The organism is Pseudomonas sp. S8, from assembly GCF_050473925.1.
GTDB classification, from domain to species: Bacteria; Pseudomonadota; Gammaproteobacteria; order Pseudomonadales; family Pseudomonadaceae; genus Aquipseudomonas; species Aquipseudomonas parakoreensis.
In genome coordinates, this window is sequence record NZ_JBFDVZ010000016.1 from 1,133,018 (window position 1) to 1,148,209 (window position 15,192).

9 protein-coding genes are annotated in these 15,192 nt (G+C 61.2%); all 9 read left to right on the forward strand.

Annotated elements, in window-relative coordinates:
* The first annotated feature begins 24 nt into the window (after positions 1 to 24).
* Positions 25 to 369 (forward strand): cupin domain-containing protein, encoded by a 345-nt coding sequence (locus AB1J88_RS06405; protein ID WP_430290533.1) that lies wholly within the window; start codon positions 25 to 27, stop codon positions 367 to 369.
* 55 nt (positions 370 to 424) lie between these two features.
* The gene (locus AB1J88_RS06410; protein ID WP_430290534.1) at positions 425 to 1,510 is read left to right on the forward strand and encodes a polyamine ABC transporter substrate-binding protein; all 1,086 of its coding nucleotides are present in this window, start codon (positions 425 to 427) and stop codon (positions 1,508 to 1,510) included.
* A 436-nt stretch (positions 1,511 to 1,946) separates the two neighbouring features.
* On the forward strand, positions 1,947 to 3,410 hold the full coding sequence (locus tag AB1J88_RS06415) for a serralysin family metalloprotease (RefSeq protein ID WP_145598185.1): 1,464 nt from the start codon (positions 1,947 to 1,949) through the stop codon (positions 3,408 to 3,410).
* Between the two features lie 92 nt (positions 3,411 to 3,502).
* Positions 3,503 to 3,931, forward strand: coding sequence for an AprI/Inh family metalloprotease inhibitor (locus AB1J88_RS06420; RefSeq protein ID WP_430290535.1), 429 nt, complete (start codon positions 3,503 to 3,505; stop codon positions 3,929 to 3,931).
* 203 nt (positions 3,932 to 4,134) lie between these two features.
* Positions 4,135 to 5,910: a type I secretion system permease/ATPase gene (locus AB1J88_RS06425; protein WP_086791335.1), complete on the forward strand. Its 1,776-nt coding sequence runs from the start codon at positions 4,135 to 4,137 to the stop codon at positions 5,908 to 5,910.
* The gene (locus AB1J88_RS06430) at positions 5,907 to 7,256 is read left to right on the forward strand and encodes an HlyD family type I secretion periplasmic adaptor subunit (RefSeq protein ID WP_007963525.1); all 1,350 of its coding nucleotides are present in this window, start codon (positions 5,907 to 5,909) and stop codon (positions 7,254 to 7,256) included. Before AB1J88_RS06425 ends, AB1J88_RS06430 begins: the two co-directional genes overlap by 4 nt.
* Positions 7,257 to 7,258: 2 nt before the next feature.
* Positions 7,259 to 8,623, forward strand: coding sequence for a TolC family outer membrane protein (locus AB1J88_RS06435; protein WP_047597221.1), 1,365 nt, complete (start codon positions 7,259 to 7,261; stop codon positions 8,621 to 8,623).
* Between the two features lie 172 nt (positions 8,624 to 8,795).
* On the forward strand, positions 8,796 to 11,747 hold the full coding sequence (locus AB1J88_RS06440) for an autotransporter domain-containing protein (protein WP_430290536.1): 2,952 nt from the start codon (positions 8,796 to 8,798) through the stop codon (positions 11,745 to 11,747).
* Between the two features lie 303 nt (positions 11,748 to 12,050).
* On the forward strand, positions 12,051 to 15,137 hold the full coding sequence (locus AB1J88_RS06445; RefSeq protein ID WP_430290537.1) for an autotransporter domain-containing protein: 3,087 nt from the start codon (positions 12,051 to 12,053) through the stop codon (positions 15,135 to 15,137).
* The last annotated feature ends 55 nt before the right edge of the window (positions 15,138 to 15,192 follow it).

The following is a 15,192-nucleotide window of genomic DNA, read 5'->3' on the forward strand; positions in this document are numbered from 1 at the left end:
TTTCTTCACAAGACAGGTCCCGCCATGAGCATTACGCAGTTCAAGAACACCGCCAGCCTGCAACTGGACCAATCCAACCCGGTCGCCGTGCCGATCGGCGAGCCGGTCGCAATGGCCTCGACCACCAGCGTCGAGCGCGACGACGGCGTCGAAACCGGCGTCTGGGAATGCACCCCGGGGCGCTGGCGCCGGCAGATCACCGCGCAAGAGTTCTGCCATTTCATCTCCGGGCGTTGCACGTTCACCCCGGACAACGGCGGTGAAACCCTGCACATACAAGGTGGCGACGCACTGATGTTGCCGGCCAACACGCTCGGCATCTGGGATATCCAGGAGATGGTGCGCAAGACCTACGTTCTTATTTTCTGATTGTTTGATCCTTTGATTGCCTGCCAACAAAAATAGCCACTACAGGAATCACCTCATGATCCAGAAAACCCTCGCTCTGGCGCCGCTGCTGCTGGCTGCCTCCATTAGCCATGCCGCCGAAACGGTGAAGATTTACAACTGGTCCGATTACATCGCGCCGGACACCACGAAAAACTTTCAGAAAGACACCGGCATCGGCGTCACCTACGACGTCTACGACAGCAACGAAACCCTCGACGGCAAGTTGATGACCGGTAAATCCGGGTATGACGTGGTGTTCCCGTCTAACCACTTCATGGCGCGGCAGATCCAGGGCGGGGCGCTGAAGAAGCTCGACAAGAGTCAGTTGCCGAACTGGAAGAACCTCAACCCGGTGTTGCTCAAGGCCTTGCAGGTCAACGACCCGGATAACGAGCACGGCTTTCCGTATCTGTGGGGCAGCACAGGCATCGGCTACAACGTCGCCAAGGTCAAGGCGGTGCTGGGTGATAACGCGCCAGTGGATTCCTGGGATCTGATCTTCAAGCCCGAATACATGGAAAAACTGCAGAAGTGCGGCGTGGCGATCCTCGATAACGGCCCGGAATTGCTGCCGGCAGCCCTCAACTACCTGGGCTTGCCACCCCACAGCAAGAACCCCGAGGACTACAAGAAAGCCGAAGCATTGCTGATGAAAGTGCGGCCGTATGTCAGCTACTTCCATTCCTCGAAGTACACCAGCGACCTGGCCAATGGCGATATCTGCGTGGCGGTCGGTTTCTCCGGTGACATCCTGCAGGCGGAAAACCGCGCCAAGGAAGCGAAGAACGGCATCGACATCGGTTACGCGATTCCCAAGGAAGGCGCCGCCATCTGGTTCGACATGGTCGCCATGCCCGCCGATGCGCCGGACGAGAAGGCCGGTTACGCGTTCATGAACTATTTGCTGCGCCCGGACGTGATGGCCGGCATCAGCAATTACGTGCACTACGCCAATGGCAACCAGCAGGCCGACAGCCTGATCGATCCGGCCATTAAAAGTGACACCAAGGTCTATCCGAGCCCGGAGATGATGGGCAAGCTGTTTGCGCTGGAGGCGATGCCGCTGAACATCGACCGGATTCGCACGCGGGTGTGGAACAAAATCCGTACCGGTAGCTGAGCCAACCCCAAACCCTGTAGGAGCTGCCGCAGGCTGCGATCTTTGATCTTGAATCGAAAGATCGCAGCCTGCGGCAGCTCCTACAGAAAATCGCGTTAATTTAGTTGATATCAATACACTGGCATTGCACTAATAGAGTGCAGGAAAGTGAGACGCGTCTAACAAAAAACAACTTACCAATATTTAATATTTAAATAGAAAATCGTCAGACAATTGGGGGCGGTGAAACCGGGTAAAACAATCTTTCGACCCCGCAGGCTTTGTTTACGGTAGTTTTGCGCAACAGTGCAATTTGATCTCAAAAAAAGGCTAGACGTATGATTTCAAATTGTGTCAGGTTCGTTACGCCTTCATTGGGCGAGTGATAGGACGATCTCGCCAGGGATCGTCGCTATCTGACAAAAACTGTTCCATTGCTAAACAAGGAAGTGTGTTTATGTCGAAAGTAAAAGCTAACGCTATTGATATCACCGCAGACACATTCGTGCCTGTGGGTGCAGTGCAGTCTCTGGCGGCAACCAGTTCCGCCTGGAATCAGATCAATAGCTTCAGCCATCAATACGATCGTGGCGGCAACCTCACGGTCAATGGCAAACCCTCCTTCTCGGTGGATCAAGCCGCCACCCAACTGCTGCGAGACGGTGCTTCCTGGCACGACCTCGACAACAGCGGCAAGATCGAACTGACCTACACCTTTCTGACCGCCAAAACCGCTAACTTCAGCGGCCTGGGCGTCACCGGTTTCAGTCAGTTCAGTGCCCTGCAAAAAGCCCAGGCGGTGCTCGCCATGCAATCCTGGGCGGATGTCGCCAACGTGACGTTCACCGAAGCTTCCCGTGGTGGCGACGGTCACATGACCTTCGGCAACTACAGCGGCGGCCAGGAAGGCGCGGCGGCGTTTGCGTTCCTGCCAGGCACCGAGCCAGGTTATGACGGTCAGTCCTGGTATCTGACCGGCAGTGGCTACGACGTCAACAAAACCCCGGGTCTGAACAATTACGGGCGTCAGACCCTGACGCACGAAATCGGCCATACCCTGGGCCTGTCTCACCCTGGCGACTACAACGCCGGCGAAGGCAATCCGACTTACAAGGATGCTTCCTACGGGCAAGACACCCGCGGTTATAGCCTCATGAGTTACTGGAGTGAAAGCAACACCGCCCAGAACTTCAGCAAGGGCGGTGTGGAAGCCTATGCCTCCGGCCCGCTGATGGACGACATTGCAGCAATCCAGAAACTGTACGGCGCCAACCTGACCACCCGTACCGGTGACACCACCTACGGCTTCAACTCCAACGCCGGTCGCGATTTCCTCAGCGCCTCGTCGTCGAGCGACAAGCTGGTGTTCTCGGTGTGGGATGCGGGCGGCAAGGACACCTTCGACTTCTCGGGTTTCACCCAGAACCAGAAGATCAACCTCAATGAAGCCTCGTTCTCTGACGTGGGCGGCATGATCGGTAACGTATCCATCGCCAAGGGCGTGACCATCGAGAACGCCATTGGCGGTTCGGGCAACGACCTGCTGATCGGTAACAGTGCGTCCAACGAGCTGAAGGGCGGTGCCGGCAACGACATCATTTACGGCGCCGGTGGTGCGGACAAACTGTGGGGCGGTTCGGGTTCGGACACTTTCGTGTTTGCCTCCAGCTCCGACTCCAAGCCGGGTGCAATCGATCAGATCCTCGATTTCGTCAGCGGTCTGGACAAAATCGACCTGAGCGCCATCACCAACGGGTCCGGCCTGCACTTTGTCAGCAGCTTCACTGGTTCGGCCGGCGACGCGATCCTGACCTCGTCGGGCGGCAACAGCCTGTTGTCGGTGGACTTCTCCGGGCACGGCGTGGCGGACTTCCAGGTCAGCACCGTTGGCCAGGCAGCAACCAGCGACATCGTGGCGTGATGTAAACGGGAAAGCGGCGCTTCATGCGTCGCTTTCTTTGCTTGCATCGTGTTGATTGCTGGGCAAGGCTAGGTGCCGGAGCGAATTTTCTGATGATCCGTAAAGTTTTTACCTACAAGGGAATGGCGTGGCTTTCGGCGGCGCTGATCATGATTTCTGGAGAAGCAACCATGGCAAGCAGCCTCAGACTGGAAGACCCCTCCGTGTTCGCCGGGCAGTGGCAGGCGATTCTGACTGCACCCGATGACGCCCCAGAGGCGCAGGCATTGCAGGATAAACCCTCGAACACCTGTCTGATCGATCTGGAACCCAACCAGATACTGGGCAAGGGCGCCGAATGCCTGGGGGCATGGCTTGAGCAAGCGCCAGTCGGCTGGTTTCCTGATCCGGACGGCTTGTCGATTACCGGCAAGGAAGGTTCAAGAATCCAGTTCTTCAGCCGACAACGTGATGGGCTTTATCTGAGCACTTTGAAGTCGGGGCTGGTGATTACGCTGACGCGCCATACACCGCAGCCGTGAACAACGGCACCGACTGAGCGGTTGACTATAAGGTTTGATGTTGCAGTTATAAGCAACAGCTCAATGCAACGACTGGCGTTGAACTGTTGAAAGTTGTTATTGAAGTGTAAATGCAAGTTGAAAGAACCCGTCCGGTCTGTGCACGGATAATTAATAGAAGCGTCTCGCCAAAGAATGGCGGGGATTACATTCAGGAATAATCAATGAAGATGGCGAAGGCCCCAGCCACCGCTCCCTTATTCAAGGCTTTGGGTGACTATAAAAGCATACTGATCAGCGTGGGGTGCTTTACCGCACTGATTAACGTGCTGATGCTGGTGCCCTCCATTTATATGCTGCAGGTCTACGACCGCGTGCTGTCTTCGCAGAACGAAACCACCCTGGCGATGCTGTCCTTGATGGTGGTCGGCTTCTTTGCCTTCATCGGCATGCTGGAAGTGGTGCGCAGCTTCATCGTGATCCGCATCGGCAGCCAGCTGGAGCGCCGCTTCAACCTGCGGGTGTATCAGGCGGCGTTCGAACGCAACCTGTTCAAGGGCGAGGGCAACGCCGGGCAATCGCTGGGCGACCTGACCCACATTCGCCAATTTGTCACCGGGCCAGCCCTGTTCGCGTTTTTCGACGCGCCGTGGTTCCCGGTCTACCTGTTCGTGATTTACCTGTTCAACGTCTGGCTCGGGGTCCTCGCCACGGCGGGTGCGCTGCTGCTGATCGCGCTGGCGTGCCTCAACGAATACATGACCAAGAAGCCGCTGGGCGAAGCCGCCGGTTACTCGCAGAAGTCCAGCCAACTGGCGACCAGCCACCTGCACAACGCGGAAACCATTCAGGCCATGGGCATGCTCGGTGCGTTGCGCAAGCGCTGGTTCGGCGTGCATTCGCGCTTCCTCGGTCTGCAGAACCAGGCCAGCGACACCGGTGCGGTGATCAGCTCGATCAGTAAAACCCTGCGTCTGTGCCTGCAATCGCTGGTGCTGGGGCTCGGCGCATTGCTGGTGATCAAGGGCGACATGACGGCCGGGATGATGATCGCCGGTTCGATTCTGATGGGCCGGGTGTTGAGCCCGATCGATCAGTTGATCGCCGTCTGGAAACAGTGGAGCGGGGCGAAGCTCGCCTACCGCCGTCTGGATGCTTTGTTGCAGGCGTTCCCGCCGAGCGACGAGGCCATGGCGTTGCCTGCGCCAAAAGGCCAGATTGCCTTTGAGCAAGTCAGTGCCGGCCCTCCGGGGCAGCGCGCGGCGACCCTGCACATGGTCAACTTCGCGATTGGCGCGGGCGAAGTGCTGGGCGTGCTCGGTGCTTCCGGGTCCGGCAAGTCGACCCTGGCCCGAGTGCTGGTCGGCGTGTGGCCGACCCTGGGTGGCACCGTGCGCCTGGACGGTGCCGACATCCATCGCTGGAACCGCGACGAGCTCGGCCCCTATATCGGCTACCTGCCACAGGACATCGAACTGTTCAGCGGCAGCATCGCCGAAAACATTGCCCGGTTCAGTGAAGCCAACCCGGAAAAGGTCGTGGCTGCCGCGCAACAGGCCGGCGTGCACGAGATGATTCTGCGGATGCCGCAAGGTTATGACACACAGTTGGGCGAGGACGGCAGCGGTCTGTCCGGCGGACAGAAGCAGCGTGTCGCATTGGCGCGCGCCCTGTATGGCGACCCGAGCCTGGTGGTGCTGGATGAGCCGAACTCCAATCTCGACACCGTCGGTGAGGCCGCGCTGGCCAGCGCCATCGCCCAGCTCAAGGCCAAGGGCACTACCGTGGTGCTGGTCACACACCGCTCTTCGGTACTGGCCCAGGCCGACAAGTTGCTGGTGCTCAACGACGGTCGTCTGCAGGCATTCGGCAACAGTCAGGACGTACTCAGGGCGCTGTCCGGCGCTCAGGAACAATCACGGGAAAAATCTGCGCAGGCACCGGGCGGGCTCAGCATGAGCCGGCAGTACCAGCCCACGACAAGGAATTCGGGTGTATGAGCAGCGCCAGCATGAACACTGAAAACGAAGCCTCCATGGAACACGCATACGTCACCGAGCGCCCGGAGCGCGATGCGAAATTCTTCGCGCGCATGGGCTGGATTCTGGCCATCGTCGGCGCCGGCAGTTTCTTCACCTGGGCCGCACTGGCGCCGCTGGATCAAGGCATTCCGGTGCAGGGCACCGTGGTGGTGTCGGGCAAGCGCAAAGCCGTGCAGTCAATGAGTGCCGGCGTGGTCAGCCGGATTCTGGTGCGCGAAGGCGAGATCGTGAAACAGGGCCAGCCACTGTTCCGCCTCGACCAGACCCAGGTCGCGGCCGACGTGCAGTCGCTGCAAGCCCAGTACCGCATGGCGTGGGCCAGCCTCGCGCGCTGGCAGGCCGAGCGCGATAACCTCAAGCAGGTGACCTTTCCGGCAGAGTTGAGCAATGATCCGGATCCGCGTCTGGCGCTGGTCCTTGAAGGCCAGCGTCAACTGTTCAGCAGCCGCCGTGAAGCGTTTTACCGCGAGCAGGCCGGTCTGCGCGCCAGCATCGAAGGTGCCACCGCGCAACTGGCGGGCATGCGTCGCGCCCGCACCGACCTCAACGCCCAGGCCGATTCGCTGCAGCAACAACTGAGCAACCTGCAGCCGCTGGCGGACAACGGCTACATCCCGCGCAACCGCTTGATGGAGTACCAGCGGCAGCTGTCGCAAGTGCAGCAGCAACTGGCGGAAAACACCGGTGAAAGCGGCCGGGTGGAGCAGGGCATCCTCGAATCGCGCCTGAAGCTGCAACAGCATGGCGAGGAATATCAGAAGGAAGTGCGCACGCAACTGGCCGACGCGCAGCTCAAAAGCGTGACCCTGTCCGAGCAACTGACTTCGGCCGGTTTCGACCTGCAGCACAGCGAGATCCTCGCCACCGCCGACGGCGTGGCGGTCAACCTTGGCGTGCACACCGAAGGCGCCGTGGTGCGTCAGGGCGAAACCCTGCTGGAGATCGTCCCGCAAGGCACCACCCTGGAAGTCGAAGGGCACTTGCCGATCAACTTGATCGACAAGGTCGGCACGCATCTGCCGGTCGATATCCTGTTCACCGCGTTCAACCAGAGCAAGACCCCGCGCGTGCCGGGTGAGGTCAGCCTGATTTCCGCCGACCAGATGGTCGACGAGAAAACCGGCGTGCCGTACTACGTGTTGCGCAGCAGCGTCAGTGATCAGGCGATGGAAAAACTCCACGGCCTGGTGATCAAGCCCGGTATGCCGGCGGAAATGTTCGTGCGCACGGGCGAACGTTCACTGCTCAACTACCTGTTCAAACCGCTGCTCGATCGGGCCGGCTCCGCGTTGACCGAAGAATAAGGATGTTCGGCTGTATGAATAAGCTTTCGATGTTGGGGGCGGCGTTCGCGCTGCTCGCAGGAAACAGCGCACTGGCGGCCATGGGGCCATTCGAGGTCTACGAACAGGCATTGCGCAACGATCCGGTGTTCCTCGGCGCGATCAAGGAGCGCGACGCGGGCCTGGAAAACCGCATCATCGGCCGCGCCGGACTGTTGCCAAGACTGGGTTACAACTACAACCGGGGTCACAACACCTCGAAGGCCACGCAACTGACCGCTCGCGGCAACCTGACCGAAGACCGCAACTACAACAGCTACGGCTCGACCCTGACCTTGCAGCAACCGTTGCTCGACTACGAAGCTTATGCGGCGTATCGCAAAGGCGTGGCGCAGTCGCTGTTCGCCGACGAGGCGTTTCGCGGCAAGAGTCAGGAGCTGCTGGTACGGGTGCTGGACAACTACACCAAGGCCTTGTTCGCCCAGGATCAGATCGATATCGCCCAGGCCAAGAAGAAGGCTTACGAGCAGCAGTTCCAGCAGAACGAACACATGTTCAAACAGGGCGAGGGCACGCGCACCGACATTCTGGAAGCCGAGTCGCGCTACGAACTGGCGACCGCCGAAGAGATCGAGGCGCGCAACGAGCAGGACGCCGCGCTGCGTGAACTGGGCGCGCTGGTCGGCGTGCAGACGGTGGATATCAGCGAGCTGGCACCACTGGATCAGAACTTCCAGACCTTTGCGTTGATGCCGGCCAACTACGACACTTGGCATGAGCTGGCGATCAGCAACAACCCCAACCTGGCGTCGCAACGGCAAGCGGTAGAAGTAGCCAAGTACGAAGTCGAGCGCAACCGCGCCGGGCACCTGCCGAAAGTCAGTGCCTATGCGTCGATCCGCAAGACTGAATCGGACAGCGGCAACACCTATAACCAGCGCTATGACACCAACACCATCGGCTTTGAAGTCAACGTTCCACTGTATGCCGGTGGCGGGGTGTCGGCCTCGACCCGTCAGGCCAGCCGCACCATGGAGCAGGCGGAATACGAACTCGACGGCAAGACCCGCGAAACTTTGATCGAACTGCGCCGCCAGTTCAGCGCCTGCCTGTCGGGCGTCAACAAGTTGCGTGCCTACCAGAAGGCCCTGGCGTCGGCTGAAGCGCTGGTGGTGTCGACCAAGCAAAGCATTCTTGGCGGTGAACGGACGAACCTCGATGCGCTGAACGCCGAACAGCAACTGTTTACTACCCGCCGCGATCTGGCTCAGGCGCGCTATGACTATTTGATGGCCTGGACCAAGCTGCATTACTACGCGGGGACCTTGAACGAACAGGATCTGGCGCGGGTGGATGAGGCCTTCGGACAAGGCCCGAAAACCCAGTAACACTGAAAATCCTGTAGGCGCTTGAAGCAGAGCAAAAGATCGCAGCCTGCGGCAGCTCCTACATTGAGCAAGAACTGGCTGAACAGTAATCCCTGTAGGAGCTGCCGAAGGCTGCGATCTTTTGATCTGGCTGTCAGTGCCTGCAAAACAATAAGAAAAGTGAGTGGTGAACATGGACGTACGCATCAAGCCGGCAGCGGTCGGCACCCTGTTGCTCGCAGTTTCCATCGCGAAAGCCCATGCGCAGTACCTTGAATCCGGCAAGCCCGGCGATCCCGCCAGTTGGCGCAGCGCCGAATTCCAGCGCGACTGGGGCCTGGCGCGGATGCAGGCCGATCAGGCTTACGCCGCCGGTATCACCGGCAAAGGCGTGAAGATCGGCGCCCTCGACTCCGGCTTCGATGCCGCCCACCCTGAGTTCGCCAGCGACCGCTACCACCCGGTGCTGGCCTCCGGCAGTTACGTCGACGGTTCGCTGTTCAGCGTCAATGGCACCCTCAACCCCAACAACGACTCCCACGGCACCCACGTGGTCGGCACCATGGGCGCCAGCCGTGACGGCACCGGCATGCACGGCGTGGCCTACAACGCACAGATCTACGTCGGCAACACCAACAACAACGACAGTTTTCTCTTCGGCCCCAAACCCGATCCGCGCTATTTCAAAGCGGCCTACGACGCTCTGGCCGCTGCCGGCGTACGTGCGATCAACAACAGTTGGGGCAGTCAGCCGCCGGATGTCAGCTATCGCACCCTGGCCGATCTGCATGCCGCTTACGCCCAGCACTGGAATCAGGGCACCTGGCTCGACGCGGCGGCGGACGTCTCGCGCCGTGGCGTGATCAACGTGTTCAGTGCCGGCAACAGCGGCTACCCGAACGCCAGCGTGCGCTCGGCGTTGCCGTACTTTCAGCCGGATCTGGAAGGCCACTGGCTGGCAGTCTCCGGGCTGGACCAAAGCAATCAGCAGAAGTACAACCAGTGCGGCATCGCCAAATACTGGTGCATCACCACGCCGGGTGCGAAGATCGACAGCACCATTCCGGGCGGCGGTTATGCGATCAAGTCCGGCACTTCGATGGCCGCGCCGCACGCCACCGGGGCGCTGGCGCTGGTGATGGAACGTTATCCGTACATGAACAACCAGCAGGCGCTCGACGTGCTGCTGACCACCGCCACGCAACTCGACGGTTCGGTCACCGATGCGCCGACCGAGCGGGTCGGCTGGGGCGTGGCCAACCTCAATCGGGCGATGCACGGGCCGGGACAATTGCTCGGCGCGTTCGATGCCAACCTGGCCGCCGGACAAAGCGATGTCTGGAGCAACGACATCTCCGACAAGGCCCTGATTCAGCGGCAAAGCGAAGACCTCGCCGAACACCGCGCCTGGCAGCAAACCCTGCAGGACAAAGGCTGGCAAAACGGTATTGCGGCCGGCGCCAGTCAGCAGGATCAGACCGACTACGCGGTCGGTATGGCGCGTGATGCCGCAGCGGCGACGCGGGTCTATCAGGGCAGCCTGATCAAGTCCGGGGCAGGGCGCTTGTTGCTGACTGGTGACAACACCTTCCGTGGTCCGACCACGGTCAATGGCGGCTTGCTCAGCGTCAACGGCTCGCTGGCCTCGGCGGTGACCGTCAACGACAGCGGTACCCTCGGCGGTTCGGGTCGGATCGCCTCGTTGAACGCCAACAGCGGCGGCCGCGTGGCACCGGGCAACTCCATCGGCACGTTGAACGTGGCGGGTGACGTGACCTTCGCGCCAGGCTCGACCTACGCGGTAGAGCTGTCGCCGACCAGCAGCGACCGCATCGTCGCTGGCGGCACCGCGAGCGTCAGCGGTGCCACGGTCAGCCTGTCGCTGGAAAACAGCCCGACCCTGCTCAGCACCACTCAAGCGCGAAGCCTGCTTGGGCATTCGTACGACATTCTGCAAGCAGCCGGCGGCATTCAGGGTCAGTTCGGCGCGGTGCTGCCGGACTATCTGTTTATCGGCGGCAACCTCGACTACGCGGCCAACGCCATTCAGCTCGACATCCAGCGCAATGCGACCTCGTTCGCCAGCGTCGGGCAGACCCCGAATCAGCGTGCGGTGGCGACTGCAGTCGAAGGTTTGGGCGCCGGCAACTCGGTGTACGAAAGCTTGCTGCTGTCAGCGTCTGCCGCCTCGGCGCAACAGGCGTTCCAGCAACTCAGCGGGGAAATCTACCCGGCACTGGGCTCGATGCTGATCAATGACAGCCGCCAGTTGCGCGACGCGGTCGGCGAACGTCTGCACGATGCCAACGCCACGCCAGGCAATGGCTGGATCAAGGCCCTTGGCGCCTGGGGTTCGACCGATTCCAGTAATGACACCTCGCGCTACAGCACCTCGATTGGCGGTTTGCTGGCCGGTGTCGACGGCGCGCTGGATGAGCAGACGCGCATCGGTCTGGTCACCGGTTACAGCGACAGCTCGCTGAACATGGGCTCGGACACGCATTCGTCGGCCAAGGTCGACAGCTATCACCTCGGCGCTTACGCCGGTCATGACATCGGCGCCTGGCGCCTGAGCACCGGCGCGGCCTACAGCTGGCATCGCGCCGATGTGAAACGCGATCTGCAATACGGCGACGTCAGCGCCAAACAGAAAGCCAAGGTCGATGCGGCCACCACGCAGGTCTTCGGTGAAGCGGCTTATCGCCTGAACGTGCAACCGGTCGCGTTGGAGCCGTTCGCCAACCTCGCTTACGTGCATCTGAACACTGAAGGCTTTACCGAAAAGGGCGACGCCGCGGCACTGAAAAGCTCGGGCGATCAGCGCGACGCAGTGCTCAGCACCCTCGGTGTGCGGGCGGTCAAGCGCTTCAATCTGTCGACTCAACAGTCGCTGGATGTCAGTGGTCGTCTCGGCTGGCAGCACAGCCTGAGCGACATCGACGCCGAACAGCATCTGCGCTTCGCCAGCGGCAGCACACCGTATTCGGTCGAGAGTTCGGCACTGGTGCGTGATGCGGCGCTGGTCGGTGTGCAAGCCAGCCTGGCGTTGAGCAAGGACGTACGGGTCAACCTCGATTACAACGGACAACTGGCCAACCGCGAGAAAAGCCACGGCGTGGGGTTGAGCCTGAACTGGCAGTTCTGACGGAGGATGAATACGTCCCCTGTAGGAGCTGCCGAAGGCTGCGATCTTTTGACTTTGATTTTTTAACAACAAGATCAAAAGATCGCAGCCTGCGGCAGCTCCTACAGGGGGGATGTGAGCACACACCTGTGGTGAGGGGATTCATCCCCGATGGGACGCGAAGCGGCCCCGATAGTCGTCCGGGTGTGCGACTGCTGCGCAGTCGATCGGGGATAAATCCCCTCGCCACAAGCGTTATTTCCCAGGCCCGGGTGTGGGCCTGGTACACGGATTTTTCGCAACAACACTAAGGAAGGTCGCTGGATGAATAACAACAATACCCCCGCGCAAACGGGCGGTCGCTTCGCCATGAAAACCCTCAACTGCGCCGTACTCTGTGCGTTGACCACCTGGGGCACCGCGCACGCGGCGCCTTATGTGGAAAACGGCCGCAGCGGTGATCCCGCCAGTTGGCGCAGCGCCGAGTTCCAGGCGGAATGGGGCCTGGGCGCCATCGGGGCGGATTCCGCTTACGCTGCCGGCTACACCGGTAAAGGCGTCAAACTGGGAATCTTTGACCAGCCGGTGTATGCCGCGCACCCGGAGTTCTCCGGCCCCAATAAAGTCGTGACCCTGGTCACCAGCGGGATCCGCGAATACACCGACCCTTACATTCCGGTCAAAGCCGGGGACGCGTTCCGCTATGACGGTTCGCCCTCGGTCGGTTCCGACGGCAAGCTCGGCGCCCACGGTACTCACGTCGGTGGTATTGCCGCCGGCAGCCGTGACGGCGGGCCGATGCACGGCGTGGCGTTCGGTGCGCAGATCATCAGCGCCGACAACGGCGACCCGGGCCCGGAAGACGGCATTGTCCGTGGCAACGACGGCGCGGTGTACAAGGCCGGCTGGGATGCGCTGATCGCCAGTGGCGCGCGGATCATCAACAACAGCTGGGGCATCGGCATCACTGACCGTTTCGACCTCGGCGGCCGCGACCCGGCGTATCCGCACTTCACCGTCAACGACGCGCAATTGCAGTTCAACGAAATCCGCACGCTGCTCGGCACCAAGCCCGGCGGCGCCTACGACGGCGCCATCGCCGCCGCCCGCAGCGGCATCGTGACGATCTTCGCCGCCGGTAACGATTACAACCTGAACAACCCGGACGCCATCGCCGGCCTCGGTTACTTCGTGCCGGACATCGCGCCGAACTGGATCACCGTCGCCGCGTTGCAGAAGAACCCGGATCTGGCCAGCGCCAACCCGTACATCATGAGTACGTTCTCTTCGCGTTGCGGTTACACCGCGAGCTTCTGCGTTTCGGCACCGGGCACCAAGATCTTCAGCTCGATCATCGAAGGCACCAATGCCGACAACCTGACCACCGGCTACAAAAACTACAACGGCACCTCGATGGCGGCGCCGCACGTGGCCGGCTCGATGGCGGTGTTGATGGAGCGCTTCCCGTACATGACGGGTGACCAGGTCGCCACGGTGCTGCGTACCACCGCCACCGACCTCGGCGCACCGGGCATCGATGCCTTGTACGGCTGGGGCATGATCAACCTGCGCAAGGGCATTGATGGCCCGGCGATGTTCGTCACCGAACAGGACATCCCGGAGGAATTCCGCATTCAGGGTGCCTACGGTTCCGGGCAGTTTGTTGCGGACCTGCCGGGCATTGGCGCGATCATCGACAAGGGCAAACCGACCGAGCGTGTCTGCACCGACATCACTTGCGGCCTCGACACCTGGCGCAATGACATTTCCGGTCACGGCGGCCTGACCAAGCAGGGCATCGGCACGCTGGTGCTGACCGGCAACAACACTTACAGCGGCCCGACCCTGGTCAATCAGGGGCGCCTGGCGATCAATGGCTCGCTGGCGTCGGCGGTCACGGTCAACGACAGCGGCATCCTTGGCGGTAATGGCCGCATCGGCGCACTGACCGCGAAAAGCGGCGGTACCGTGGCGCCGGGCAACTCGATCGGCACGCTGAATGTCGCCGGTGACGTGACCTTCGAGCGCGGTTCGACCTACGCGGTGGAAGTCTCGCCGACCAGCAGCGACAAGATCGTTGCCGGTGGCCAAGCGCTGATCGATGGCGCCACGGTCAGTCTGTCGCTGGAGAACAGCCCGACCTTGCTGACCACGACTGAAGTGAAGAGCCTGCTCGGTTCGCAGTTCAACATCCTGCAAGCGGCCGGTGGCATCCAAGGCCAGTTCGGGCAAGTGCTGCCGAACTACGCGTTCCTTGGCGGTACCCTGGCGTATTCGGCGAACGGCGTGCAACTCGACGTCGGGCGCAACGGCGCGTCGTTCGCCAGTGTCGGCCTGACGCCGAACCAGCGTGCGGTCGGTGCGGCTGCCGAGGGGCTGGGCGCGGGCAATGCGTTGTTCGAAACCTTGCTGCTGTCGCCAAACGCGGCGTCGGCGCAACAGGCGTTCCAGCAACTCTCCGGCGAGATTCATCCCGCCATTGGCACGATGCTGATCAACGACAGTCGCTACCTGCGTGAAGCGGTGGGCGAGCGTCTGCGTGAGCGCGATCTGTTCAATGCCAACGCACCGACTGACGAGCGCAGCAACGCGTGGGTCAAGGTGCTGGGTTCGTGGGGCAAAAGCGATGGCGGCCACGAAAACGCCGACGCCAACAGCTCCATCGGCGGCTTGCTGGCCGGTGTCGACGGCTTGATTGCTGAAGATACTCGTCTGGGTTTCGTTACCGGTTATAGCGACAGCTCGTTGAACATGGGCAGTGGCACGCATTCGTCGGCCTCGGTCGACAGCTACCACCTGGGTGCGTACCTGGGGCATCAGATCGATGCGCTGCGTCTGACTGCCGGTGCGGCGTATAGCTGGCACCGCGTGGACGTGAAGCGTGATCTGCAGTTCGCCGGCGTCAATGGCAAAGAGAAAACCAAGCACGATGCCGCGACCACTCAAGTGTTCACCGAAGCGGCTTACGATCTGCGTCTGCAACCGATGAATCTGGAGCCGTTCGCCAATCTGTCTTACGTGCATCTGAACACCGACAGCTTCACCGAGAAGGGTGATACCGCGGCGCTCAAGGGCGGCGAAGACAATCGCGACGTGGTGCTGTCGACCCTTGGTGTGCGTGCCAAGCGCAGCTTCGCGCTTTCGGACAAGCATCAGCTGGAACTGGGCGCGACCCTCGGCTGGCAGCACAACCTGAGCAGTGTCGATGCTGACAGCCACCTGGCCTTCGCCAATGGCAACAGCGCGTTCACTGTGCAGAGTGTGTCGATGGATCGTGATGCGGCCGTGGTCGGCGTCCGTGCCGGACTGGCGCTCAATCGCGATGTCCGGGTCAACCTGGACTACAACGGACTGATCGGTAACAACGAGAAGGACCACGGTGTGGGTCTGACCCTCGACTGGCAGTTCTAAAGGAGTACCGGCAGCCCTCCAGGGGCTGCCGGTCATGAAGGAAGAGAGAGCACAA

Excerpts from the sequence above, each read along its gene's own strand:
- AB1J88_RS06445 (WP_430290537.1), top strand. The coding sequence starts at position 12,051 with ATGAATAACAACAATACCCCCGCGCAAACGGGCGGTCGCTTCGCCATG.
- AB1J88_RS06425 (WP_086791335.1), top strand. The coding sequence starts at position 4,135 with ATGAAGATGGCGAAGGCCCCAGCCACCGCTCCCTTATTCAAGGCTTTG.
- AB1J88_RS06405 (WP_430290533.1), top strand. The coding sequence starts at position 25 with ATGAGCATTACGCAGTTCAAGAACACCGCCAGCCTGCAACTGGACCAA.
- AB1J88_RS06410 (WP_430290534.1), top strand. The coding sequence starts at position 425 with ATGATCCAGAAAACCCTCGCTCTGGCGCCGCTGCTGCTGGCTGCCTCC.
- AB1J88_RS06440 (WP_430290536.1), top strand. The coding sequence starts at position 8,796 with ATGGACGTACGCATCAAGCCGGCAGCGGTCGGCACCCTGTTGCTCGCA.
- AB1J88_RS06430 (WP_007963525.1), top strand. The coding sequence starts at position 5,907 with ATGAGCAGCGCCAGCATGAACACTGAAAACGAAGCCTCCATGGAACAC.
- AB1J88_RS06435 (WP_047597221.1), top strand. The coding sequence starts at position 7,259 with ATGTTCGGCTGTATGAATAAGCTTTCGATGTTGGGGGCGGCGTTCGCG.
- AB1J88_RS06415 (WP_145598185.1), top strand. The coding sequence starts at position 1,947 with ATGTCGAAAGTAAAAGCTAACGCTATTGATATCACCGCAGACACATTC.
- AB1J88_RS06420 (WP_430290535.1), top strand. The coding sequence starts at position 3,503 with ATGATCCGTAAAGTTTTTACCTACAAGGGAATGGCGTGGCTTTCGGCG.